Source organism: Paenibacillus sp. 1-8, assembly GCF_056316205.1.
Genome location: NZ_CM149995.1, coordinates 1,537,188 through 1,562,931 on the forward strand (window position 1 = coordinate 1,537,188; position 25,744 = coordinate 1,562,931).

General features: G+C 47.5%; 23 protein-coding genes and 1 pseudogene. 15 read left to right on the top strand and 9 right to left on the bottom strand.

The window, feature by feature from the left end:
* Positions 1-49: 49 nt before the first annotated feature.
* Together AC0WRU_RS07070 and AC0WRU_RS07075 are read right to left on the bottom strand one after the other, a co-directional pair.
* Positions 50-1,321, bottom strand: a complete 1,272-nt coding sequence (locus AC0WRU_RS07070; RefSeq protein WP_476127786.1) for an MFS transporter — start codon at positions 1,319-1,321, stop codon at positions 50-52.
* A gap of 282 nt (positions 1,322-1,603) precedes the next feature.
* A pseudogene (locus AC0WRU_RS07075) lies at positions 1,604-1,870 on the bottom strand (family 1 glycosylhydrolase); the annotation flags it as partial.
* Positions 1,871-2,124: 254 nt separating this feature from the next.
* Between AC0WRU_RS07075 and AC0WRU_RS07080 the strand changes: the two are divergent.
* The 3 genes from AC0WRU_RS07080 (at position 2,125) to AC0WRU_RS07090 (ending at position 7,005) form a co-directional block, all read left to right on the top strand.
* Positions 2,125-5,016, top strand: a complete 2,892-nt coding sequence (locus AC0WRU_RS07080) for a 2-oxoglutarate dehydrogenase E1 component (RefSeq protein ID WP_476127787.1) — start codon at positions 2,125-2,127, stop codon at positions 5,014-5,016.
* 5 nt (positions 5,017-5,021) lie between these two features.
* Positions 5,022-6,335, top strand: coding sequence for a 2-oxoglutarate dehydrogenase complex dihydrolipoyllysine-residue succinyltransferase (gene odhB / locus AC0WRU_RS07085; protein WP_476127788.1), 1,314 nt, complete (start codon positions 5,022-5,024; stop codon positions 6,333-6,335).
* A gap of 139 nt (positions 6,336-6,474) precedes the next feature.
* The gene (locus AC0WRU_RS07090) at positions 6,475-7,005 is read left to right on the top strand and encodes a YfiT family bacillithiol transferase (protein ID WP_476127789.1); all 531 of its coding nucleotides are present in this window, start codon (positions 6,475-6,477) and stop codon (positions 7,003-7,005) included.
* A 120-nt stretch (positions 7,006-7,125) separates the two neighbouring features.
* On the opposite strand, the gene AC0WRU_RS07095 is transcribed toward AC0WRU_RS07090, so the two are convergent.
* The 4 genes from AC0WRU_RS07095 to mnmL form a co-directional block, all read right to left on the bottom strand.
* On the bottom strand, positions 7,126-8,103 hold the full coding sequence (locus AC0WRU_RS07095; protein ID WP_476127790.1) for an alpha/beta fold hydrolase: 978 nt from the start codon (positions 8,101-8,103) through the stop codon (positions 7,126-7,128).
* A 25-nt stretch (positions 8,104-8,128) separates the two neighbouring features.
* Entirely contained in the window at positions 8,129-9,103 is a 975-nt protein-coding gene (locus AC0WRU_RS07100) for a type I phosphomannose isomerase catalytic subunit (protein ID WP_476127791.1), read from the bottom strand.
* A gap of 178 nt (positions 9,104-9,281) precedes the next feature.
* Positions 9,282-9,863 (bottom strand): tRNA 5-(aminomethyl)-2-thiouridylate-methyltransferase MnmM, encoded by a 582-nt coding sequence (gene mnmM / locus AC0WRU_RS07105; protein ID WP_476127792.1) that lies wholly within the window; start codon positions 9,861-9,863, stop codon positions 9,282-9,284.
* Positions 9,864-10,817, bottom strand: a complete 954-nt coding sequence (gene mnmL / locus AC0WRU_RS07110; RefSeq protein WP_476127793.1) for a tRNA modification radical SAM protein MnmL/YtqA — start codon at positions 10,815-10,817, stop codon at positions 9,864-9,866.
* A gap of 304 nt (positions 10,818-11,121) precedes the next feature.
* Here mnmL and AC0WRU_RS07115 point away from each other — a divergent pair, with 304 nt between their 5' ends.
* Positions 11,122-11,319 carry a hypothetical protein gene (locus AC0WRU_RS07115; protein ID WP_014280552.1) on the top strand — a complete coding sequence of 66 codons (198 nt, stop codon included), beginning with the start codon at positions 11,122-11,124 and terminating at the stop codon, positions 11,317-11,319.
* 104 nt (positions 11,320-11,423) lie between these two features.
* Positions 11,424-12,137 (top strand): tRNA (guanosine(46)-N7)-methyltransferase TrmB, encoded by a 714-nt coding sequence (gene trmB / locus AC0WRU_RS07120; protein ID WP_025682972.1) that lies wholly within the window; start codon positions 11,424-11,426, stop codon positions 12,135-12,137.
* A 26-nt stretch (positions 12,138-12,163) separates the two neighbouring features.
* On the opposite strand, the gene AC0WRU_RS07125 is transcribed toward trmB, so the two are convergent.
* Positions 12,164-13,297 (bottom strand): MGDG synthase family glycosyltransferase, encoded by a 1,134-nt coding sequence (locus AC0WRU_RS07125; protein WP_025682971.1) that lies wholly within the window; start codon positions 13,295-13,297, stop codon positions 12,164-12,166.
* Between the two features lie 51 nt (positions 13,298-13,348).
* Positions 13,349-13,876: a phosphatase PAP2 family protein gene (locus tag AC0WRU_RS07130; protein WP_025682970.1), complete on the bottom strand. Its 528-nt coding sequence runs from the start codon at positions 13,874-13,876 to the stop codon at positions 13,349-13,351.
* 601 nt (positions 13,877-14,477) lie between these two features.
* On the opposite strand from AC0WRU_RS07130, the gene AC0WRU_RS07135 reads away from it, so the two are divergent.
* The 9 genes from AC0WRU_RS07135 (at position 14,478) to AC0WRU_RS07175 (ending at position 22,909) form a co-directional block, all read left to right on the top strand.
* Positions 14,478-15,716, top strand: a complete 1,239-nt coding sequence (locus AC0WRU_RS07135) for a glycosyltransferase family 2 protein (RefSeq protein WP_476127794.1) — start codon at positions 14,478-14,480, stop codon at positions 15,714-15,716.
* Between the two features lie 316 nt (positions 15,717-16,032).
* Positions 16,033-16,530 (top strand): translation initiation factor IF-3, encoded by a 498-nt coding sequence (gene infC, locus AC0WRU_RS07140; protein ID WP_134910574.1) that lies wholly within the window; start codon positions 16,033-16,035, stop codon positions 16,528-16,530.
* A 20-nt stretch (positions 16,531-16,550) separates the two neighbouring features.
* Positions 16,551-16,751 carry a 50S ribosomal protein L35 gene (gene rpmI, locus AC0WRU_RS07145; RefSeq protein ID WP_013309379.1) on the top strand — a complete coding sequence of 67 codons (201 nt, stop codon included), beginning with the start codon at positions 16,551-16,553 and terminating at the stop codon, positions 16,749-16,751.
* Positions 16,752-16,804: 53 nt separating this feature from the next.
* Positions 16,805-17,164, top strand: coding sequence for a 50S ribosomal protein L20 (gene rplT / locus AC0WRU_RS07150; RefSeq protein WP_476127795.1), 360 nt, complete (start codon positions 16,805-16,807; stop codon positions 17,162-17,164).
* A 377-nt stretch (positions 17,165-17,541) separates the two neighbouring features.
* Positions 17,542-18,579 (top strand): BMP family lipoprotein, encoded by a 1,038-nt coding sequence (locus tag AC0WRU_RS07155; RefSeq protein ID WP_476127796.1) that lies wholly within the window; start codon positions 17,542-17,544, stop codon positions 18,577-18,579.
* Positions 18,580-18,720: 141 nt separating this feature from the next.
* Entirely contained in the window at positions 18,721-20,259 is a 1,539-nt protein-coding gene (locus tag AC0WRU_RS07160) for an ABC transporter ATP-binding protein (RefSeq protein WP_476127797.1), read from the top strand.
* Positions 20,252-21,331, top strand: coding sequence for an ABC transporter permease (locus tag AC0WRU_RS07165; RefSeq protein ID WP_025682966.1), 1,080 nt, complete (start codon positions 20,252-20,254; stop codon positions 21,329-21,331). Before AC0WRU_RS07160 ends, AC0WRU_RS07165 begins: the two co-directional genes overlap by 8 nt.
* Position 21,332: 1 nt before the next feature.
* Positions 21,333-22,292 carry an ABC transporter permease gene (locus AC0WRU_RS07170; protein WP_476127798.1) on the top strand — a complete coding sequence of 320 codons (960 nt, stop codon included), beginning with the start codon at positions 21,333-21,335 and terminating at the stop codon, positions 22,290-22,292.
* Between the two features lie 266 nt (positions 22,293-22,558).
* A complete protein-coding gene (locus tag AC0WRU_RS07175) occupies positions 22,559-22,909 on the top strand; it encodes a hypothetical protein (protein ID WP_476127799.1) in 351 nt (116 codons plus the stop codon).
* Between the two features lie 34 nt (positions 22,910-22,943).
* On the opposite strand, the gene AC0WRU_RS07180 is transcribed toward AC0WRU_RS07175, so the two are convergent.
* Positions 22,944-23,384 (bottom strand): GNAT family N-acetyltransferase, encoded by a 441-nt coding sequence (locus tag AC0WRU_RS07180; RefSeq protein WP_476127800.1) that lies wholly within the window; start codon positions 23,382-23,384, stop codon positions 22,944-22,946.
* 614 nt (positions 23,385-23,998) lie between these two features.
* On the opposite strand from AC0WRU_RS07180, the gene ilvB reads away from it, so the two are divergent.
* Entirely contained in the window at positions 23,999-25,744 is a 1,746-nt protein-coding gene (ilvB, locus tag AC0WRU_RS07185) for a biosynthetic-type acetolactate synthase large subunit (RefSeq protein WP_431089805.1), read from the top strand.

Here is a 25,744-nt window from a genome sequence, read left to right on the forward strand (position 1 = left end):
TATTATCGCAATCACTTCAATGCCACCATTTATGACTTTTTTAATTTGCCTATAAAGATTCCTGAAGGGTCTTAGAAGAAGTGCTGTAATCAGCATAACGGGGAAGCACAATAGTGTAGTATATTCCTACAATAACGGTACAGACCCCAACTAATAAAAACAAGACTTCAATTGGAATAAATGAAGGAAAGCTTACAGCAATGAAACCTAATGTAAGAGACTGGGACAGCATCATTAACGGATTAATTAAACCTTGCACACGTCCCATCATTTGAGGATCTACAATACGAGGAAGCCATCCTCCTATGCCAATGTTAATGAACGGAAGTATCAGTGCAATGACAAAGTTGATAATCAGAAAAGCATAGAGGTGGTTAACAAATCCAAGTGTGCACATACCCATTCCGGCTACCAGAACTCCCGCTGCAATCATTTGGTGTAGCTTTAGCTTGGCGGAGATGAGAGAAGCGATTAGGGTACCAAGCAACACACCAGCTCCAAAAATAATACCTGTCCATACCATATACTGCTCATAGTTGTCTGGAGCTAGCTTATATTTAAGAATAAACATCGGTAAAACGCTAAAACCACCATTTAAAATACCGAACATAAAAAAGCCTGAAACCAACCAAATCAATAGTCTGTTGCGTAATATGTAAAGAAACCCTTGTTTAAAGTCATGCATGACAAGTTTGAATTTTAATTGTTTAAATTGATGTGCCCCGTTCGGAAGGCGTACCTCCTTTGGAATTTTGCAGGAACGAATAAGCAGTGCAGACACAATAAAAGAAACAGCATCAATTAGGATGGCTCCAGTAATTCCAAAGTGCCAGTAAACGACGGCCCCCAGAGTTCCTCCAAATAACATGAAAAGACTCCCCATCATTTGATTGAGCCCTGCGGCAATGGTGTAATCATCTTCGCTTAATATCCCCTGTATAATGGCACTTTCGGCTGGGAAGAAAAATTTGGAGGCAGCACTACGGATGAAGAGGAGGGCAAATATCAAAGGAATCGAATCGACCCAAATAAAAATAAGCAAACATAAGGATAAAAAAGCGCTGATCCAGTCACAATTAACAGCAATTTTTTGTCTGTCCATCCGATCTGCCAGCACTCCAACCACGAGAAATACTACCAGCATCGGGAGCGAATACATTAACTCGGCAAGCGTTGCATAGTATGGCTGATTCGTAAACCGTTTCAACAAATAAAACATGAATGCAGTAACCCCAATAATTCCTCCCATTTGTGAGGCGAACGTTGCCAGAAAAAACCTGACATAATTCTTGTTTCTGAGTACTTGTTTTAATCCAGTCACAGTTCCATCCCTTTCGCTTTCAAAGCGGTTTTTAGATGCCTAATTAAAATAATAGTGAAAAGTAGGAATATTGTACAGAAAAGTGACTTTAATGTCACTTTAAGTTTGAATCGTATCGGACCCTCTGCCTTTTAAATTCTGCTGTTAACGATAATCATAGTGGGGTGGACTGGGAAGTTGTTTTTAAACTCGTTTGGCGTAGTATGAGGAGCAACTAAACTTAAATAACCAGCCAGGTGTTTGATTCCTGACTCACAAATGAGTGTCAGTCTCCAATCATAATTAAGCTAAATCCGCGCCATTTGTAGCAATCGCCTTTTTATACCAGTTAAAGATTTTCTTCTTTTTGCGGTTAAGGGTTCCGTGACCTTCGTCATCCTGATCCACATAAATAAATCCGTAGCGTTTGGACATTTCTGAAGTGGATGCACTGATGATATCAATCGCTCCCCAACTGGTGTAGCCCATCACTTCAACGCCATCTAGAATGGCTTCTTTTAATTGTCCGATATGTTGTCTGAAATAATCAATAAGGTAATCGTCTATAATGGGGGGTGTAAGAATTACAGAATAGCCCGATTCATCTCATTTACGCATGGATATGTTGAGAAAAAGGAAATGCTCATTGCTAGAAAACTTTATACAATGGAAGAAGGATAGGAACTGTGGAATTCGACTTTTGATCTAGGATTTCATATAATGTGAGCATATTGTGAACAACTTAAAATGAGAATTTTGCAAAAACTGAAATTAAAATGATTTCCGTCCAGCTATGAATTTCAAAATTTGACGGAGGGAACGAGATGACAATGGAAGAGAGCAGCAGACAGGTACCTTGGCAGGCGTATTACGGACCTAATCTAGGTTATGTGCAGGACCAGTATGAAAAGTATGTAGCGGACCCCGGAACAGTTGATCCGGCTTACCGCGAGCTGTTTGATCAATGGGGTGAGCCGCCGCAATCCGAATACTCGGCTGCTTCCATGATAGACTACAAATTGCAAGGCCCCCCGGCAAGTGCTCAGGGACATCTTGACTCGAACACATTACAGAAAGCGGTTACAGCCGGGAAAATGGTGTGGAACATCCGTGAATACGGACATTTGGCAGCACAAATAGACCCGCTGGGACTGGATGCGGAGCAGGATACACGCTTGCTTGATCCGGCCTCCTACGGTTTAACTGAACAGGACCTAAAGGCTTTTCCGGCCTCTTTAATATGGGATAACGCTCCTGCTGGAACACTTAACGGCTGGGAAGCCATCCAACGTCTGCGTGTGGCATACACAGGCCCGATTGCCTATGAATTTAGTCACATTCATAATGAGGAGGAACGCCGCTGGCTGAACAGCTATGCTGAATCCGGCTGGTCCTCCAAGCCACTCACCACACAGGAACGCAAGGCATTGCTAGGCAGACTGGTAGAGGTGGAGCAATTCGAAGAGTTTTTGCATAAAACGTTTGTCGGACAGAAACGTTTTTCCATCGAAGGTAATGATGTCCTTGTACCAGTACTCGACGAGATTATCCGTCTTACGACGAATGCAGGTGCAAGCCACGTCTTGATGGGGATGGCGCATCGTGGTCGTCTGAATGTACTGGCCCACGTACTGGGCAAGCCTTACAGCAAAATTTTCTCTGAATTTCATCATTCTCCGAATAAGGATCTGATTCCGTCGGAAGGCTCGACAGGAATTAATTACGGCTGGACCGGAGATGTAAAATACCATCTGGGTGCCGATCGTTTTGTAAAGGATGGGGAAGCGGTACAGGCCCGTCTGACATTGGCGAATAACCCGAGTCATCTGGAATACGTGAATCCGGTCGTGCAGGGCTTTTCCCGCGCAGCGCAGGAGGATCGCAGGGAAGCAGGCTATCCGAAGCTGGATGTCAGCAAGGCGGCAACCATTATCATGCATGGCGATGCGGCTTTTCCAGGTGAAGGCATCGTGGCCGAATCACTCAATTTCACGAATTTGCGCGGTTTCCGTAATGGCGGCTCGGTTCATATTATTGTTAACAATCGTCTGGGCTTTACAACGGAAAGCGTGGACTCACGTTCGACCCGCTATGCAAGCGATCTGGCCAAAGGCTATGAAATTCCGATCGTACACGTGAACGCGGACAATCCCGAGGCGTGTATTGCAGCAGCTCGAATGGCTGGTGAATATCGCAACCGTTTCAAGAAGGATTTCCTGATTGATCTGATCGGCTACCGCCGTTACGGTCATAATGAATCCGATGATCCGGAAACAACGCAGCCGCTGGTATACAGCAAGGTGAAAAACCATCCAACGGTTAGCAAATTGTACGCTCAAATCCTGATTAAGCAAGGAATTGTGGATGAAGTGTACAATGCTGGGCTTATCGATAAGGTGCAAAATCGACTGAAGGAAGCACACGAGCATGTGAAGAATAACCCGGAAGAGGAGCCGAAAATTGCTCCTGCCAAGGCAAAACGGGGTCCGGATTCTGTGGTTCGTACAGCAATAGAGCTGAAAAAGCTGCGCCAGATCAATGAAAACCTGCTGAAATGGCCGAAAGACTTTCAAGTATATCCGAAGCTGGACCGTATTCTACAGCGCAGAAAAACAGCTCTGAACGATGGCGAAAAGATAGATTGGAGCTTGGCGGAAACGCTGGCTTTGGCTACAATTCTGGCCGATGGCAAACCGATTCGTATGACAGGTCAGGATGCTGAGCGGGCAACCTTTGCTCACCGTAACCTCGTGCTGCATGAGCCTGAAACGGGCAATACGCATTGCCCTCTGCATACTTTGCCGGAAGCACGTGCTTCGTTCAGTATTCATAACAGTCCGTTGTCTGAGGCGTCTGTCCTTGGCTTTGAATATGGCTATAACGTGTACTCTCCTGAAACGTTAGTGATTTGGGAAGCGCAATTCGGTGATTTTGCCAACTGTGCGCAGGTTATTTTCGACCAGTTCATTTCCGCTGGACGCGCCAAATGGAGACAGAAATCCAGTCTGGTGATGTTGTTGCCGCATGGTAGTGAAGGACAAGGACCGGAGCATACAAGCGCACGTCTGGAGCGTTTCCTCCAACTGTCTGCACAAAATAACTGGACTGTCGCTAACTTGAGCAGTGCCTCACAGTATTTCCATTTGCTGCGCCGTCAGGCTGCATTAAGCGAAAGTGAGGAAGCTCGTCCGCTTGTGATGATGTCGCCGAAAAGCCTCATTCGTAACAACCGTGTCGCTTCGCCTGCTTCCGAGTTCAGCGAAGGAACATTCCGTCTCGTGCTGGAGCAGCCCGGATTGGGTACGCGCCCGGATCGTGTAGAGCGGATTGTACTGTGCAGTGGCAAGATAGCTATTGATCTGGAAGAGGCGTTGGAGAAGGACAAGGCTGAAGCGGAGGACCGTCTGCACATCATTCGCGTCGAGCAGTTGTATCCTTTCCCGGAAGAGGAAATCCGGAATATTTTCAGTCGCTTTCAACATGTTAAGGAATTCGTATGGGCACAGGAAGAACCGAAAAACATGGGTGCCTGGAGTTACATCGAGCCTCGTCTGCGGAATGTAGTGCCACAAGGAGCGGAAATTCGCTACGCAGGCAGACCGGATCGTTCCAGCCCGGCGAGTGGTTATCAGCAAGTACACAGCCTAGAGCAGCAGCGAATTATTCAATCAGCGTTGAAGCAGGATTCCAAAAACAATATTACACTGGGGAGGTAGCGGCTGTGAGCGATATTTTAGTGCCAGCAATGGGAGAATCCATCACGGAAGGAACAATCTCCAAATGGCTTGTGAAGGAAGGGGATTCCGTAGGACAGGGAGATGTTCTACTGGAACTGGAAACCGATAAGGTCAACCTGGAAATTAGCGCAGAAGAAGCGGGCGTAGTCCAGAAAATCCTTCGACAGGAAGGGGAAACGGTAGTTATCGGTGAATCAGTTGGCTTGATCGGAAGCGGTAGTGGGAGTGGTAACGCAGAACAATCCGGTGCCGGAGGAGCAGCAGCGACCCAAGCGCCGGAGGCACCGCCTGTAGCTACTTCGCCTGCTTCCACAGCAGGCGGTGGCAAATCAGCAGCGGAACAGGCCGCACAGCCTATTGCATCCAACGGTGACGGGAACGGTCAGACGGCATCCCCCTCTGCCCGGAAGCTAGCGCGTGAGCGCGGAATTGATCTGGAGCAGGTACAGGGGAAGGACCCGCTCGGACGCGTATTCCAGGAGGATGTTAAAACGCATGCGAACAGCGCCGATGCTTCGCGTACTGTATCACCTGCACCTGCGGCTCCCTCTGCGAATAAGCCTGCTGCTGCGTCTCCGTCTCAGACAGAGTACAGCAAGCCGGTAGAACGTCAGCGCATGTCCCGCCGCAGAGCGACCATTGCCAAACGTCTCGTTGAGGCGCAGCAAACGGCAGCTATGCTCACCACTTTTAATGAAGTGGATATGACAGCTATTCTCGATGTTCGCAAACGCCGTAAAGATAAGTTCAAGGAGAAGCACGATGTAGGGCTGGGCTTTATGTCCTTCTTTACAAAGGCAGTGGTCGGCGCGCTCAAGCGGTTCCCTACTGTGAATGCGGAAATTAACGGCGATGATATCGTACTGAAAAAATACTATGATATCGGGATTGCTGTATCTGCGAAGGAAGGGCTGGTTGTACCCGTTGTACGGGATGCTGATCGTCTCGGCTTTGCCGAAATTGAGAAGAGCATTGCAGAGCTGGCTGGCAAAGCACGTTCCAATTCGCTTTCTCTGGCGGATCTGCAAGGTGGAACCTTTACCATTACCAACGGAGGTATTTTCGGTTCCCTGCTGTCTACGCCAATCCTGAACACACCGCAAGTGGGTATTTTGGGTATGCATAAAATCCAGCTTCGCCCGATTGCCATTGACGAGGAACGTATGGAAAATCGTCCGATGATGTATATCGCGTTGTCCTACGATCACCGGATTATTGATGGCAGCGAAGCGGTTCGCTTCCTGGTAACGGTCAAAGAATTGCTGGAAGATCCGGAATCGCTGTTGCTAGAAGGATAAAATACATCAACAGTTGTATATAATTTTTACGTCTATGAAAAAGCAGGCTCTTGCGGGTCTGCTTTTTTTCCTGCATAGTTAAAACATAAGATTACAGGTAACAGGATACTCAGATGCGAAAGAAGGGTGGGGGACTGTTTTGGATCATGATTTGCGCTACCCGATTGGGCCATTTGTCGTTCCAGATACGATTACAGAAGAACAGCTTGTGGCATGGACTCAAGATATTGCTGAACTGCCTTCTCAGCTTCGTCAGGCGGTGGAAGGGCTGGATGAACAACAGTTGAACACGCCTTATCGCGAAGGAGGCTGGACGGTTAGGCAGGTTGTCCATCATTTGGCAGACAGCCATATGAACGGTTATATTCGCTTCAAGCTGGCGCTAACAGAGGATACACCCACGATTAAGCCATATGATGAGGGGCGTTGGGCCGAAATAACGGATGCAAGGGAGCTTCCGCTGGAGCCTTCTCTGCAATTGCTGGAAGGGCTGCATGAACGGTGGGTGGTTGTGTTGCGTTCGCTGTGGGCTGATCAATTACACCGAACGTTTATCCATCCGGAATCGGGTCAGACGATTCGACTGGAACGAAACATCGGCATCTATGCCTGGCATGGCAAACATCATATAGCTCATATTACTTCCCTAAGAGAACGGAATGCATGGTAATTTTGAACATAACCTCAAAGTAAAAAGTAAACACAAAAAAGAAACCTTCAAGTCCACTGTAATTGTGGTTTTGAAGGTTTATTTTTTATTCCAGCGAGGATGATTTTTGGACAAAGCGGATCAACCGGATGTCTCAGAGCCTCCAGACAAAACAGAAACGGAGGTCGCTGCTGTGTTGACATGACGATCCAGCCAATCCACGATATCTTTCATGACCTCGTTGCGGTTCGTTTCATGCAGCATCTCATGTCGGCCGTCAGGATAGAGACGATATTCTACATCCTGAAGCTTCAGACTTCGGTACATATCCACCAGTGATAGAACGCCTTTACCGAACAACCCCACCGGATCACGGTCCCCGGCAAAAATATAGACTGGCAGCTTGGGATTGATTTTTTCGAGTGAGGAGGGCCCATGTATTTCCTGCAAAAGCCGGAAAAAATCTAGAAAAAAGCCTGTCGTACAGATGGCTCCGCATAACGGATCATGCACGAATTGATCTACTTCCTCGGGATCGCGGGATAGCCAGTCGAACGCCGTCCGCACCGGACGAAAGGCCCGATTAAATCCGCCGAAGACCATAGCGTTGAGCAGTATGCTGCGGTGATCCATTCCTTGCAGTTTGGCTTGCAGCAGGGCAACTTGCTCTCCAAGTTTCAGCAGACCGCGCCGCCCGTTCGTTCCCGATAAAATAAATCCGTGATACTGTTGCCTGTCATCATACATGATTTTTTGGGTTAAAAAGGACCCCATACTATGACCGAGCAAAAAACGAGGCCGATCCGGAAACTCCTTGGCCGCAATTTCGCCCAGCTCCAGCATACCGCTTGCCATTCGTTTGAATGCATCCGCTCCCGGCATGCCAAGTTTATCTGGATCACCAGCGGTACGTCCGTGGCCGATATGATCGTTGGCATATACACCGTAGCCGGAAGCTGTAAGCTTCTCAGCCAAGCGAATATAGCGGTGGGACGTCTCGCACATCCCGTGCGAAATCTGAACGATTCCCCGCACGGGCGTATGCTCATCCGGTAGCCAGCGGTAGGCAAAAAGCTCCGTTCCGTCATTTTCAGCGATGGTGAAGGTATATTCCCGCATGATTAGACAACACACCCTTTAAGCTTTAAGGAAGATAAGATCTAAGGACAGTCATTCCGTCATTCAGCGTGTACCCCCCCAGATTAGCGGGTAACAGGAAGCAATCTCCGGCTTTGCAGGAGAGAGACGCCGAATGATTGTCCCACGTTAATGTACCGCTACCTTCGCAAATCACGAGAATGGTAAAGCTGTCATCGGTTGTGGAAAGCGCCCAGCTTCCCTCTACGATACCCTTTTCTACGACAAAATACTCACAGGCTGCGAGTTGAAGCCATTCGCCCGGCTGCAAACCGCCTGTTTTCATCGTTGTTGCACCAGCCCCCTCGTAAGAGGTCACATTGAGAGAGTCCTCGATATGCAGCTCACGGGGCTTACCATCCAGACCAGGACGGTTGTAGTCATATAGCCGATAGGTGGTATCTGAATTTTGCTGAATTTCAGCAACAACAACACCTGCACACAGCGCATGTACGGTTCCAGCAGGGATGAAGAATGTGTCGCCAGCCTCGACAGGAACCTGACGCAAGCTGTCCAGGATGTCTCCGCTTTCAAGAGCGGTACGCAGGCTGTCCCGGGTCACGCCCTCGGTCAGACCGTAAATAATTTTAGCATCCGGCTTGGCATCAAGCACGTACCACATTTCGGTTTTTCCCAGTTCTCCGGCTGGAAGTCCTGCATAATCATCTGTCGGATGCACTTGCACGGACAGATCGTCATTGCAATCCAGCAGCTTGATCAGAAGCGGAAAACGTCCGCCTTTTTCCGATACGCCCTTGGCCCCGAGCCAGTCCTGCCCGTAGGTTTCGCGAATTTCATCCAGTCCTTTTCCAGCCAGCTCGCCATTGATGACCGTTGTGGTTCCATTTGGATGATCGGCAATCATCCATCCTTCTCCAATATGTCCTTCCGGCGGGGTCAAACCGAATTGTTCCAAGGCTCGTCCTCCCCAAACTCTCTCTTTGAACTCAGGTTGAAATTGCAGCGGGTATGGCTTTAGCATAATTTCTCTCCTCCATAATGAGTAATGAGTGCGACTAACAGAATAGGGAAATCGGAAACGTGCCGCCGGGGCAATAAAACTGGGATGAATAGCCCGTACGACGCTCAAAAAAAGATATATGTAAGGCGGCTTAAAAAAGCCGCTCATAACCTGAATAGGCGAATTAAAAAAGCCGACATTATTTCTTTTCAACGGCCACTACGTAAGGCGAAGCGGCTCGTTGTAATTGGCGGTAAATAATGCTTTGACCGCTGGATACAGGGAGGACGGAGGCCCATTGAAGGACAGCTTCCGCCTCCTCGCCACCCCCGGCGTGCCCCGGATACAGTACTGCGGTCAGAATACCGCGAGGGCGTAGCAGATACATTGCTGCATCAAGAGCGGTGAGTGTGCTGTCCGTATGCGTGATAACAGACGGGTCAGCGCCTTCGGAGGGCAAGTAGCCGAGGTTAAACATGACCGCAGCGACTTTGCCATGCAGCTTGTCGGGAACGGCCTCCCGCATCTGCTCATGGCCTTGCAGCAGCAGCGACACCTCCGCCAGTGAAGGGGATTCGTCTTCGTCGAGCCGACGACGAGCGAGCTGCAACGCCTCCTGCTGGATATCGAAGCCGTAGACACGTCCCCGTCTTCCGGCAGCCTTAGCCAGGAAAAGCGTATCCGCTCCAGTGCCGACTGTGGCATCAATAGCGGTATCGCCCGGCTGGACTCGCGCAGCTACCAATTGATGAGCGTAGCTCAGAACGGACAAGAAGCCCATTTAAGGCTGCCTCCAATACTTACCCTGCCATGTTTCACGTGATTTTAACTCATCGTCAATGGCGTTAAGCACTTCCCATTTTTTGAGCGACCACATCGGTCCCATTAGCAAATCGCGTGGTGCATCCCCGGTCAACCGATGAACGATCATTTCAGGCGGCAAAAATTCCAGCGTATCGACGATCAGCTTGACGTATTCATCTTTTTCCAGAAAGCGTAGCAATCCGGCTTCATACTGCTTGACCATCGGCGTTTTGCGCATGAGATGCAGCAGGTGGATTTTGATGCCCTGCACATCCATAGCCGCCACTGCGCGACCTGTGTCCAGCATCATTTCATGCGTTTCCTGCGGCAGTCCGTAAATAATGTGCGCGCACACGCGGATATTGCGCTTGCGCAGCTTTTCCACCGCATCCAGATAGCATTGAGTGTCGTGGGCGCGGTTAATCAGCTCCGAGGTGGATTCATGGACAGTTTGCAGGCCCATTTCGATCCACAGGTATGTGCGCTCGTTCAGCTCGGCAAGGTAATCCACTACATCGTCAGGCAGGCAATCGGGACGTGTAGCGATGGACAGACCGACAACGCCGGGCTGCTCCAGAATGACCTCGAAGTATTCGCGTAGCTCCTCAACCGGGGCATACGTATTCGTATAGGCTTGAAAATAGCCGATATATTGGGCGTTTGGCCATTTTAGATGCTGACGGTCCCGAATCGTATTGAATTGGGTGACGAGATCGTCCCGGCGGCGTCCTGCAAAATCACCAGATCCCCGTGCGCTGCAAAAGGTGCAGCCTCCTTTGGCAATTGAACCATCCCGGTTCGGACAGGTAAAACCCGCATCCAGCATGACTTTAAACACTTTATTTTGAAATTGCTCGCGCATTTCGTGATTCCACGTATGGAATCGTTTATCTCCCCATAGGAGAGGAGCAGGCAACAAATCTGTTTTCATGGGTGTACTCCTTTTTTTACGATCACCCTATTGTAACAAAAATCAGTCGGAATTGGGAATCACTTGAGAGCGAAAGGCAGGAGAAAGTGCGGATTTTATTGGATTCAGGATTGAAAAAGGTTACACCATGTGTTATATTGTAAGCGGTACCAGACATACTATAAAAGGACTGTTTTCGATCCTGAAAATAAAAGTTAACCATCGGCTAATGATTATTTTTCAGGGCAGCTATGCTGCTTCTATCGCCTGCTTTAGGGTAAATGCACGTCGGTTCCATCACTAATAACCCGTGAGGTGATCTTTTATGAGTACGCAGGATAAAACGCGTATGGATAAAGTTACTGTTGAGTTAACCTTTGATGAGGCATTGGCGCTAACCGGTGTCCGTTTTGGGCAGGACCGCCAGATTGGAACGGCCGCACGTCAAAAAATCAGAGCCGCTTGCCAAAAGACGATTGATTTTTCACCTGCTGATGGGGTAGACTATGAACAATTAAATTAGTTGGACCCCAATCCAAATATATTGAAAAAGGAATTTCATTTCCGTATCTTCAAGCGGGGGTGAAATTCCTTTTTCCTTGATAACAGAGCATATGGAGGAGTAACATGCGTTTACGCGGAAGAAAAGGAATACGGGAAAGTCTGGAAGAACAGCAGGACCTGGTCATCTTGGAGCCGGGACAGTATAAAGGAAAGTGGCAGCAGCTTTTTGGCAATGATCGTCCGATTCATGTGGAATTCGGTATGGGCAAAGGGCGTTTTATCAGCCAAATGAGCTATCGGAATCCGGAAATCAACTATATTGGCTTTGATATGTACGATGAACTGGTTCGTCGTGCAGCGGAAAAGTCGCGTCTGGCCTGGAGTGATAGAGAGGTTGATACACCGCCTAATATCAAATTGGCGCTGGCGAACATTGAACAGATTGAAAATGTTTTTGAACCTGGGGAAATTGAGCGCATTTATTTGAATTTTAGCGATCCGTGGCCTAAAGCCAAGCATGCGCGTCGTCGTTTGACGCATCCGCGCTTTTTGGACAAGTACCGTCAGCTTTTAAACAGCAAGGGGCAAATTCATTTCAAAACCGATTCGGAGACGCTGTTTGAGTTCTCGCTAAATTCGTTTGCCGACAGTGGTCTGCAAATGACGAACATATCATTGAACCTTCATCGTGATGGTATCAACGAAGAGCATGTCATGACCGAATATGAGCATAAATTTATGGGCAAAGGCATGAACATCCATCGTGTCGAGGTGCTGATCGGCAAAGATGCTTTGGAACAGTATGAGAAAATACGTCTTGAGAAGTATGGAAAATAATAAAATAAAACAGGGTGCTTCCTTTTTTAGGAAAGCACCCTGTTTGGTTCCAGTATATCCAAAATACTCTGTGCACTCTGAAGAGGATAATATCGCGCTACATTATGAACATGATCCTGTCGCTTGCGAACGATTTCCGGAAATTCGTGTAACAGCCGGTTCATCCATTTAACGACAACATCCAGCGAAGTAATCGGTTCTCCGAAGCCTTGAGCCGTAAAGTATTGGCAATTTTCTTCTTCCTGTCCGGGGAGAGGTTTGTGAAACAACATAGGAATCCCTTTTGCAAGCCCCTCGGTGCATGTCATTCCGCCGGGCTTGGTAATAAGCAGATTCGATACCTCCATTAATTTGTCGATTTCCCGCGTAAATCCGAAAATATGAATATTCGGATGATCGAAGCGGGGGTCCAGCTGCATTTTACGACGAATTTTATCATTATGACCTAGACAAAAAATAAATTGAATGTTTTCTCTCCAATGGGTAAGCGAGCGATGAATGACTTCGTCGTTCATCAGACCCCAGCCGCCGCCCATAACGAGCACGGTGGGTATCGGCTTAAGACCGAATTGGTCCCGTATTTCGTCGTGCCCCGGATGCTCCCAAAAATTTGGATGAACCGGAATACCCGTGACTTGAATTTTCGACATAGGCACTCCACGTACGCGCAGCTTACGCATGACTTCAGGCGTAGATACAAAGTAACGGTCAACCTCGGGACTGATCCATGTTCCATGTGCATCGTAATCTGTAATGACGGTACAAAGCGGGACATGTACGCCCAAGCGCTTCAAACGTGAAATCACCGCACTTGGGATGGGATGAGTGCATACCACCAAATCAGGACGAAGCTGCCGGAGAATGTTACGGGTCTGCGTGTAGAACAGACGATGCAAAGCGAGCGTTGTAAGACGGTTTAATGATTTTTTATACTGATGACGGTAAACCATTCCGATCAGGCGAGGCTGCGATATGATAGTCTTCTTGTACGCTGTAATAATGAGCGGAGCCATTCTCGGATTCAAAAAGCTCCCCAATTCCAGCACTCTGGTCTGCACATTCGGAGAAAGCTTGCGCAAACTGCTTGAGAGCGCGTACGCAGCTTGAGTATGTCCGGCACCGAAACCTTCCGATAATAATAACACTCGTTTTTTAGCCACTCTCATTTCACCTGTTCCTGCTGAGATGTTCTCAATCATACCATATCGGCTTTAAGGCCAGAATGCAACCGTTCCTATTGCCGCAGATGTGCCGATGACCGCTCCTGCGAGTACGTCCGTAGGATAGTGGAGCCCCAGGTAAATCCGGGAAAAACCCACAATCAGCGCGACAGGCAGCAAAAGCAGTGTTAGTATGGGTGACTGTAGCATAAATGGAACGGTCACTGAGAAAATAGCGGTTGTATGCCCTGAAGGAAAAGAATGATCCGACAGGGGGTTACGGAACGTATTCGTATCTGGCAGTGCCAGGTACGGACGAATCCGCGGGTACAGCTTCTTGGCGATGGCTACAGGGATGTGGCTGACTCCAAGCGCGATAGCTCCCTTCATACCGGATTCCTTCCATGGAAGCGGAGCAAGCAGCCATACAAGCAGTGTGGAGGTGATTGTAAAGGTCGCCCCACCCAGATGTGTAAGATAATAAAGCCAGAAGTTCAAAAAACGATTGTGTAAGCGTCCGTTGATCCATTTGAACAACTGCTGCTCCAGATTTACAAGTTTTACGACTAGACGTTGCATTTGGTTTCCTCCGCTTGCCGTGCCGGGTTGGTCGGCAAATATTTTGAATCACTTGGACAGAATCAGGCGATAAGTCATTATTCTCTTGCTCTCATCATATTTTTAAACGCTGCTCATTTCAAGAATCACAACTTATCTGGTTCAATTCTACACAAAAATGTTAATGGAATATAAGTTGAATTGTATAACTTTCTTTGCGTTCATCCGTCTAATACGATAGAGTATTTAGAAGTGGCTGTTAAATGCGCCACAAAAAGGAGGGACTAAAGAAATAAAAAGTTAGCAAATGGATGAAAATAAGACCTACCGTCATGTATGAAAGGCTCAGCGTCGCATTCCTGGTTCAAACGGGAGTTTGTCGTATTTTTTTGCTGCTGAGAACGGTTTAAAGGCTTTGACAAAAGATTGAAAACCAACGAAAATCGTAATGGCGTCCCTGTGTCAGCCAATAGGGGGCTGCGCACAGTCAATGAAAAAAGTAAGGGTCGGGTCAAAAACTACAAAAAAGGCGCGCAAAGCGCCGCAACTTGCGCTACACAGATAGAAAACAAACAAACGCAGGATTTTTAAAGGGGTATAAAAAAGGGGGTAACAAGAGATTATGCTAGACGCCATTTTCGTGACGCTCCAGATTATACTGGCGCTGATCGCGGTCTATCAGTTTGGATTCTCCTTGTTCGGGCTGATTCGTAAAAAAAGAAAAGAGAATGCGGCTCCGGAAAAATCATTTGCCATTTTGGTCGCTGCCCACAACGAGGAACAGGTTGTTGGAGCACTGATGGAGAACTTGAAGCAACTTGATTATCCAAAGGAACTGTACGATGTATTCGTTATTTGTGATAACTGCACGGACAAGACGGCGGACATCGTTCGCGCTCACGGTATGAATGCTTGTGAACGTACGAATCCGAATTTACGTGGTAAAGGCTACGCGATTGAGTGGATGCTCAAGGAATTGTGGGCAATGCCACGTCAATATGATGCGATTGTCATGTTCGATGCTGACAATTTGGCACATACGAATTTCTTAAGTGAAATGAACAACGATTTGTGCACAGGTGCCCGTGTTATCCAGGGGTACATTGATACGAAGAATCCGGAGGATTCATGGATTACTGCGGCATACGGGGTATCTTACTGGTACATCAACCGTTTGTGGCAACTGTCGCGTCACAACCTGAACATGGCTAACTTCCTTGGTGGTACAGGCATGTGCTTTGAAACGAATCTGCTCAAGGAAATGGGCTGGGGTGCGACGAGCCTGGTAGAGGATTTGGAGTTCACCATGCGCTGTACGCAACGCAGCGTATATCCAAGATTTAATTATGATGCCAAGGTATATGATGAGAAGCCGTTGACTTTTAAAGCTTCCTCCAGACAACGTCTGCGCTGGATGCAGGGTCACTTTACAGTCGCTCGCCGTTATTTCTTTCCGTTGCTGTGGCAGAGCATTAAGCATAGAAGCCTGATCAAATTCGATATGGCTCTTTATGGTCTGAACGTGTATATCGTACTGCTTACCTTCTTGATGACAGTAGCGATGTGGGTAGACATTACGTTATTTGGTGGACCTAATATCGAAAATATCTATGTACAATTCCCGGCTTGGACCGGTGCTATAGCTGTTGGTTTGAATATTTCAACATTTGTGATTGCGATGATTCTGGAGAAGGTCACGTTCAAAAAAGTATATCTTTATTTGCTGCTGTTCCCTGTCTATCTGATTTCGTGGTATCCGATTACGTTTTATGCGTTCTTCACGCAAAACAACAAGCAATGGAGCCACACCCAGCATACGCGTGTCGTTCGGCTGGAAGAAGTTCAAAGTAAGCAGGGCTAAATGCAGAAGGGCATGAGTGTATCGCAGATCCTAAGTGTCAACTGTTTTGAATAAATGTGTTGACACTCTGGTGAGTTGCGTGATAAGATGTTCGAGTATGTTAATTGAAAAGATGGATTAACAAGTAGAAGGTCCGACTTCTCACCTGTCCGGTATTGCCGGCTGGTCTTGATCCAATGATTTGTGAATTGAACTTTCATGATGAATTGAGTATCAGACAGGGATGTCGGCTGCATAGTCGTCATCCCTTTTTTGTGCTTTAACACAATACAACAATAACAGGTTCTGGAGGTGGAGGGTTATTAGTAAGGAACATATGATCAATGATGAGATTCGGGTGAGAGAAGTACGTCTGGTTGGTGCTAACGGGGAACAAATCGGGATTACACCGACTCGTGAAGCTCTGCAAATGGCGATTGACGCAAACTTGGATCTCGTGAACGTGGCGCCTCAAGCGAAGCCGCCCGTGTGTCGGATTATGGATTACGGTAAATTCCGCTATGAGCAACAGAAGAAAGAAAAGGAAGCCCGTAAAAACCAGAAGATCGTTGACATCAAAGAGGTATGGTTCCGTTCCAACATCGAGGAGAATGACTACCAAACCAAGTTTCGCAATGTGGTGAAGTTCCTGAATGAAGGGGACAAGGTGAAATGCTCCGTTCGTTTCCGCGGTCGTGAAATTACCCATGCTAATGTGGGTCAAAAAATTCTCGAACGTGTGAAATTGGAAGTTGCTGATCTTTGTACCGTGGAGCGCCAACCCAAGCTCGAAGGACGCAGCATGATTATGATATTGGCTCCAAAGAGTCAATGACAAATTAAGGAGGAAGTTCAATGCCTAAAATGAAAACACATAGCAGCCTTAAAGGCCGCTTCAAAATTACTGGTACTGGTAAAGTAATGCGTTACAAAGCTTACAAAAACCACTTGCTTTCCCACAAATCCAAACGTGCAAAACGCGTTCTGGGTACTAACCCTGAGATGGCACCTGGGGACGTTAAGCGTCTGAAACAAGGTCTTGCTAACCTGAAATAGCACACAGCACGGCAATGAATTAAGCATAAATATTATTTGGGAGGTCTTTTGATATGGCAAGAGTAAAGGGCGGATTCGTCGTTCGTCGTCGTCATAAAAAAGTATTGAAGCTTGCTAAAGGTTATTTTGGTTCCAAACACCGCATTTTTAAAACAGCTAACGAGCAGGTAATGAAATCGCTTGTTTACGCATACCGTGACCGTCGTCAGACGAAACGTAACTTCCGCAGACTGTGGATCGTGCGTATCAATGCAGCAGCTCGTTTGAACGGTTTGTCTTACAGCAAACTGATGCACGGCCTGAAATTGGCTGGTGTGGACATTAACCGCAAAATCCTGGCTGATCTTGCAGTCAGCGATATCAATGCGTTCAACTCTTTGGCAACTGTTGCTAAAGGCAAAATCAACGCTTAATTATTGAAATGAAGGCGTTGAAACCGCGAAAGTGGTTGAAAAGGTATCCCGAGCAGTATGCTGTGTAGGGATGCCTTTTTTTGTACATACTTAACGAAATGAAAAAGGTCCAAATTATTCAAAATACGAATAAACATGACGTGTGATGACAGAATGTATGGGTTTTGCAATAGGTGTAGCGCTTACAATGATAGGGTTTCAAAAAAAATTGACCCAAGGTTATTAATCATCTAGATTTTAGTCGATCATAATTGTATAATCTCTAAAGTAAGTCTTCTGTACGATCTGTCTCGACAGTAAATGGCGTGTATGACGTGTCCATTTTCAGAGAAAAGAGACAGTCTAGGGATCTAACACTAAGGGGGAACAGTATCAGCATGAAGAAAATGTTTAGTATGTCTTTGGTTATGCTGCTAGCGATCTCGGTCATTATCGCAGGCTGCGGTAACAAAAATCAAGGCGCGTCCAATGCAAGTGGCGGAGACGCAGGCGGTTCTGCCAAAACATCCAATGTCCAAATCGGCATGGTTACAGATGTAGGTGGAGTAAACGACAAGTCGTTTAACCAATCTGCTTGGGAAGCACTGAAAGCTATTGAAAAAGAAACAGGCGCCAAGGCTAAATACCTGCAAAGTAAATCGGACCAGGATTATATTCCTAACCTGAATCAATTTGTTAAGGGTGGTTTTAACCTGACTTGGGGTATTGGTTTTAGTCTGTCGAATGCGATTGGACAAGTAGCGAAAGACAACCCGGACAAGAATCTGGCGATCATCGACAGTGTCGTAGATGCGCCTAATGTAAAATCGGTTGTTTTTGCTGAAAATGAAGGTTCCTTCCTGGTGGGAGTTGTAGCTGGTAAACTCACCAAAACAAACAAAATCGGTTTTGTGGGTGGACAAGACAGCCCGCTGATCAAACGTTTTGAAAAAGGCTTCGAAGCGGGTATTAAAGCAGTAAATCCAAATGCAAAATTGGAAGTAAACTACACAGGTGCGTTTGATAAGCCGGATCTGGGTAAAGCGGCAGCTGCAACGATATACAACAGCGGTGCGGACATTATTTTCCACGCGGCTGGCGGATCAGGTACAGGCGTATTTAACGAAGCGCTCGCACGGAAGCAACAAGGTCAGAAAGTATGGGTTATCGGTGTAGACAAAGACCAATCGCTTGAGTTTGGTGACGACGTAACGTTGACTTCAATGGTCAAACGTGTGGATGAAGCCGTAAAACGCGTATCCCAGGAAGTCATTGACGGTAAATTTAAGGGCGGTATCGAAACGCTGGCTCTGAAAGACAACGGAGTCGGCCTGGCGGATACATCCAGTAAAAACGTTCCTAAAGATGTGCTTGATCTCGTAGAACAATACAAGCAAAAAATTATTAAGGGCGAAATTACAGTTCCTTCGAAATAAGATTTGGCTTGCAAGATAAATAAAGGTGGCGACAAGGCTGGTTCACAAGACTAGCCTTGTTCTTACGTCTGGAGTTATACAGATCATAACGGTCAATCAGCTCATTAGAGCACATACTATAAAGTGTATAAGGGTGATCTCATGGATGCAGCGACCCCCGTCGTTGAGTTAAAGCAAATTACAAAACGATTCCCCGGCATCGTTGCCAACGACTCCATCAGCATCAAGCTGCAAAAGGGAGAAATTCATGCCCTTTTGGGTGAGAATGGTGCGGGTAAATCTACGCTTATGAACATTCTTTTCGGACTGTATCAGCCGGATGAAGGATCGATAGAAATCGGTGGGAAACCAGTACAGATTGATAGCCCCAATAAGGCGATTGATCTGGGTATTGGCATGGTGCATCAGCATTTTAAGCTCGTGCAGCCGTTTACCGTAACCGAAAATATTGTCCTGGGCTCGGAGCCACGCAAAGGTCTGAAAATCAATTATAAAAAGGCTGCCGCCGAAGTGCAACGGTTGTCTGAGCAGTACGGCCTTCAGGTGAATCCGAATGCCAAAATTGAAGATATATCCGTCGGCATGCAGCAGCGTGTGGAAATTATCAAAACGCTCTACCGTGGCGCAGATATCCTGATTTTCGACGAGCCAACAGCGGTGTTGACTCCACAGGAAATCATTGAGCTGCTGGACATTATGAAGCGTCTGGTAGCTGAAGGCAAGTCCATTATTCTAATCACTCATAAACTTAAAGAAATCATGCAAATTGCAGATACAGTTACGATTATTCGTCGGGGTCAGGTCATTGATACGGTCAAGACATCGGAAACGACTCCAAATGATCTGGCGGAGAAAATGGTAGGCCGCCGTGTGTCCTTTAAAGTGGACAAGCAGCCTGCCCAGCCGGGACAAACCGTCCTGGAAATGAGCCATGTGGTCTCTAAAAACAAGGATGGCATTAACGTTCTGAATGAGCTGAACCTGCAAGTCAAGGCAGGTGAGATTTTAGGAATCGCCGGAGTAGATGGCAATGGACAGAGTGAGCTGATTGAAGCTTTGACTGGTTTACGTAAGGTCGATGGCGGGCACATCCGATTGCTCGGACAAGAAATGACGAATCAGTCGCCACGTAAAATTTCAGAGGCAGGCGTTTCGCATATTCCGGAGGACCGGCATAAGCACGGGTTGGTACTCGATTTTTCCATGAGCGAAAACATGGTTCTGGAGACGTACTATCAGGCTCCTTACAGTAAAAATGGCTTTTTGAACAAAGAGGCTATTGATAAGCAGGCGAAAAGTCTCATTGAGAAATTTGATGTGAGAACACCGGATATTCATACCAAGGCAAGAGCGTTATCCGGCGGTAATCAGCAAAAGGCAATCATTGCGCGTGAAATCGATAAAAACCCAGACCTGCTTATTGCGGCTCAGCCTACACGTGGGTTGGATGTTGGAGCGATTGAGTTTGTCCAGAAACAACTGATTGCCCAGCGGGATCAAGGCAAAGCAGTATTGCTCATTTCCTTTGAGCTGGATGAAATTATGAATGTATCCGATCGTATTGCTGTCATTTATGAGGGTAAGATTGTTGGAGAAGTGCTGCCGGAAGAAACGAATGATCAGGAATTGGGACTGATGATGGCCGGAAGTGCAGTGAAGAAAGGAGTAGAGAATGGCTAACCTATTGAAAATATTTACGAAAGACTCCTTTGTTCTGGCGCTGGTCTCTATTATTTTGGGTCTTCTTCTGGGTGCTGTCGTGATGCTGATTGGCGGCTACGATCCCATTGTGGCGTATTCTGCACTATTTAGCCGTGTGTACGGAGACTCATACAACTTTGGTGAGGCTATCCGTGAAATGACTCCACTGATCTTGACGGGATTGGCATTTGCTTTTGCGGCTCGTGCCGGATTGTTTAACATCGGCGGTGAAGGGCAATTTCTGGTGGGGATGACGGCTGCTTCGATTGTGGGCATCAAGCTGCATGGACTGCCTGCTATTATACATGCGCCGCTGGCGATCATTGCCGGGGCGGTATTCGGTGGTCTATGGGCAGCAATTGCTGGCTATTTGAAGGCCAAGCGTGGCGTTAATGAGGTTATCACCTGTATTATGATGAACTGGATTGGTCTGTATTTGGCTAACCTGGTGATTAACCAGTTTGCACTCCTGGAGGGTGAAAATCGTTCCGTAGATATTCAGCCTTCCGCTTCGATTTCGATTGAATGGCTGTCACAGATGATGGGAAATGCCCGGGTTCATTGGGGGACGGTCATTGCTGTGCTGGCGGCGGTATTTTTCTATATTTTCATGTGGAAAACCAAGCAGGGCTACGAGCTGCGTGCTGTCGGATTTAATCAGGACGCATCCCGCTATGCAGGTATGAATGTGAATCGCAACATCGTAAAAGCGATGTTCATTAGTGGTGTTTTTGCCGGATTGGCGGGTGCCTTTGAAGTGCTGGGGGTATTCCATTATCAATCCGTCATGGCAGGATCGCCGGGAACCGGCTTTGACGGTATCGCCGTGGCCCTCATTGGGATGAATAATCCGTTCGGTGTGCTGCTGGGCTCTGTTTTGTTCGGAACGCTTACGTATGGTTCTGCGGGGATGAGCTTTAGCGCGGATGTACCGCCCGAAATTATTCGGGTTGTCATCGGCTCGATTATTTTCTTTATTGCAGCCCAGGGAATTGTACGTTGGGTTGTGAAGCCGCTCTACTCCAAGCGGAAGAAAGAGAAGGTGTTGTAAAATGAGTTGGTTAACACTTGGTGAATTAATCCATACAACGCTCGTTTTTGCGACGGCGATTATATTTGCGTCTCTCGGCGGAGTTTTTTCGGAAAAATCCGGTGTAACGAACCTCGGGCTGGAAGGTCTTATGGTGTTCGGGGCATTTGCGGCGGGTGTAGGCGGATTTTATGCGGAACAAGCAGGGCTTGGGGGAACCTCTGCCGCTTGGATAGGTGTGCTGTCGGCGGCGGTATTCGGTATTCTGGTTTCGCTGATTCATGCTGTTGCCTCGATTACGTTTAAAGCCGATCAGGTCATTAGCGGGATTGTTATTAACTTTTTGGCGGCAGGCAGTACGCTATACATGGTTAAGCTTTTATTTGAGGGTGATGGCGATACTGGGCGAATTCAGGGATTTAGCGAAATATCCATTCCCTATCTAGTAGATATTCCGATTTTGGGAAAAGCCTTTTTCCAAGCCTATCCAACGACCTATTTGGCCATATTATTAGTCATTATTGGTTATTTTACATTGTATAAAACGCCGTTCGGCTTGCGCCTGCGTTCTGTCGGAGAGCATCCGGGCGCTGCGGATACGGTTGGTATCAAGGTAAATCGACTGCGTTATATCGGGGTCATGATCAGCGGTGCGTTGGCTGGTATTGGCGGAGCTACGATCACCTTGACGACGACAAATATGTTTTCGCATAATACGGTATCCGGTCAAGGATATATTGCCATTGCCGCTATGATTTTCGGAAAATGGAATCCGCTCGGCGCTTTTGGCGCAGCCGTGTTCTTTGGCTTTTCTCAGGCCATTCGCAACTATGTGCAGTTGTTCGCATGGTCGCAAAGTATTCCCCAGGAAATTATTTTTATGCTGCCATATCTCCTGACGATTATTGTGCTGGTAGCGGCTGTAGGACGCTCGCGTGCTCCGGCTGCTTTGGGTCAGCTCTATGATCCAAGCAAGCGCTAATTTTACATGGGCAGCTGAAAGCTGTTTGTCTTGAAATCTGGAAATTGCATTTGTTCGCAAATCCGGTATCTGCATTCGCAGGTACCGGATTTTTTTAGGTTGTGCAGGCATTCAAACATACGCTTCTGGCATGGATGGAATAGACTGTGCTATGCAGATTGGACGAACGCTCGGCCCCTGTCAGCTCCAGTCTGTTTTGTGGTGGCGGTGAGCTATCAAGGAGCCGTTCAATCTGTCCATCCGTTGAGAAAGAAGGAGGAAATACGATGAAACAGGCAGTAACCAGAAAGCAGGTGGAGAAGCTTGTCGGCAAAGTCATTCTGGCTACTCGCAAGGATGGTTCCCAGGTCAGCGGCAAGCTGATTCGCATTTCGGGTAACCGACTGATTCTTCAGCCCAATCGTAAGAAAAAGGTAAAGACGAAGGCAATTATTCCCTTGGTGCTGTTTGACTTGCTTGCCATCGGCACGGCTCCTTATGTTGGTGGATATGGTGGCGGATATGGCGGCTACGGAGCAGGTTATGGGGGACCGGGATACGGTGGCCCTCAGTACGGCCCATATACAGATGGGGGATACCCAGGAGAAGGTTATCCGTTTTACCCCAATTTATTCTAGGATAATGGAATGATGAGCTGGAGGAGGTACTTTTTCACAATGCCTTTTCAAGTTCATGGCATCGGCTCAGGGAGACGTATCGTAGCATTTGGTACTGGTTGCGCAGATAAAAGCGGATTCCACGGATATTGTCTTCGTCTACCATGACTTTTGCCCGCTTGCAGCGTCGTAGTCGTCCATATTGCTCGGCATGCTCCAGCAGTTTTTTTCCGTATCGCTTACCTTGATGAGACGAAGAGATTGCGATCAAATCAATATACAGCAGCTCTCCATGCAGCATGACATGAATGAAGCCGACAGGCTGTGCATTATCCGGCCTGCAAGCAACAAAAGTGATGCCCCGGTTTAAGCGCCGGGGTAATTCTTTACGAATTTGATCCATTTCTTGTGCGCTTAAATGCGATAGGGGAACAAGCTCTTGCTCAATCAGGCGAAGGATCATGCTGTCATCCTGGGCGCTGCGTTTGCGGATCATAAGCGGGCCTCCTTTTCCACCCTATTAGCAAGGCAAGATGCAGCTTTGGAGGTGCGCACAGTCTCGCCGTGTGGTCTTTTTTATAATATGCGGATACCTCTTGCAAGCGTGCGACTCAGAGGTACCCCGGAGAAAAAACATAAATTTTTATGGAATCTGGGTATTGACTATCCCAGATGGGGGACATATAATGTGTCTAAACATTTGAAAGAATGACATGAACTCAACGGCAATGAAAAGGACGAAGTGATTAGGGCTCTTTTGTTCAGAGAGTGAGGCATTAGCTGCAAGCTTCACCAAAATCCCTTTTTAACGAGCTCACCTTGGAGCTGTTTTCCTGAAAAGTATTTGGGCCCGATGATATTTAGCGGTGGGCTGAATCACCTATTAGGGAAAATCGTACGGTCTACGTTACAGACGCCAGATATGGAGATCCTTTGTGATTTCTGTACCTGCCAAGGTTCGATATTGCGAAATATCGGGCAAACACGGGTGGTACCACGGAAGCTACAGCCTTTCGTCCCTCAGTAACAGCAAGTCTGTTCTAGGGATGGAAGGTTTTTTTGTTTTTACAAATGTCAGATGTGTGTAAATTTTGTGGAGGAGGATGACCTATGAGTGCACAAATTCCTGAAGTTCGGTCAACCGATGAATTACGTGAAAAGTGGATGAAACCTGAAGTGATTACAGGTTCGGAAATCTTGCTCCGTAGCCTGTTGCTGGAGGGAGTAGATTGTGTCTTCGGATACCCTGGTGGTGCAGTGCTTTACATTTATGATGCCATGTACGGCTTTGAGGATTTCAAGCATGTCCTCACCCGTCACGAGCAGGGAGCCATTCATGCGGCAGATGGTTACGCACGTGCCAGCGGTAAAGTCGGTGTCTGTATCGCGACTTCCGGACCCGGAGCAACCAACCTGGTAACCGGCATTGCGACGGCTTTTATGGATTCGGTGCCGTTAGTAGTCATCACGGGTAACGTTGTATCTTCCCTGATCGGCACGGACGCTTTCCAGGAAGCCGATATCACGGGAATCACGATGCCGATTACGAAGCACAGCTATCTGGTAAGAGATGTAGAGGATCTGCCGCGAATCATTCATGAGGCGTTCCATATTGCCAACACGGGTCGCAAGGGTCCGGTACTGATTGATATTCCGAAGGATATATCGGCAGCCCAAACGCTGTTTGTTCCGCAAACGGGACCTGTGACCATGCGAGGTTATAACCCGAAGGTATTGCCAAACAAAATTCAGCTAGACAAGCTGACTCAGGCTATTGCTGAAGCGGAACGTCCATTTATTCTGGCAGGTGGCGGGGTTGTATACTCCGGCGGACATGAGGCACTTTACGAGTTTGTTCGCAAAACGGAAATTCCGATTACGACAACATTGCTGGGATTGGGCGGTTTCCCAAGTGGTCATGAGCTGTGGACGGGAATGCCGGGGATGCACGGAACGTACACCTCCAATCTGGCGATTCAACAGTCGGATTTGCTAATCTGTATCGGTGCCCGCTTTGATGACCGGGTGACAGGCAAGCTGGACGGCTTTGCTCCTCACGCCAAAATCGTCCATATTGATATCGATCCTGCTGAAATCGGTAAAAACGTACCGACAGACATTCCGATTGTAGGCGATGTGAAAGCGGTATTGGAATTGCTAAATCAGGATGTGAAACGCGCGAATCGAGCGGATGCATGGAGAGCGCAAATTCAACAATGGAAAAATGAGAAGCCTTATTCTTATAAGGATTCGGATACAGTGCTTAAGCCACAATGGGTTGTCGAGCTGCTGGATGAAACGACCAAAGGCGGCGCAATCGTAACGACGGACGTGGGTCAGCATCAAATGTGGGCGGCGCAGTATTATAAATTCAATCAGCCGCGCTCATGGGTAACATCTGGTGGACTGGGTACGATGGGATTTGGTTTCCCTTCCGCGATCGGCGCTCAGATGGCGAATCCCGACAGACTGGTTATCTCGATTAACGGAGACGGCGGCATGCAGATGTGTTCGCAGGAGCTGGCTATTTGTGCAATCAATAACATCCCGGTCAAAATCGTAATCATCAACAACCAGGTACTTGGAATGGTTCGACAATGGCAGGAATTGATCTATGACAATCGGTATAGTCACATTGATCTGGCCGGAAGTCCGGATTTTGTGAAACTGGCCGAAGCATATGGTGTAAAAGGACTGCGTGCTACGAATAAGGAAGAGGCACGTCGGGCTTGGCAGGAGGCGCTTGATACACCCGGACCGGTCGTTGTCGAGTTTGTAGTCAGCAAGGAAGAGAATGTATATCCGATGGTGACGCAAGGTTCGACAATTGATCAAATGCTGATGGGGGACGAGTAA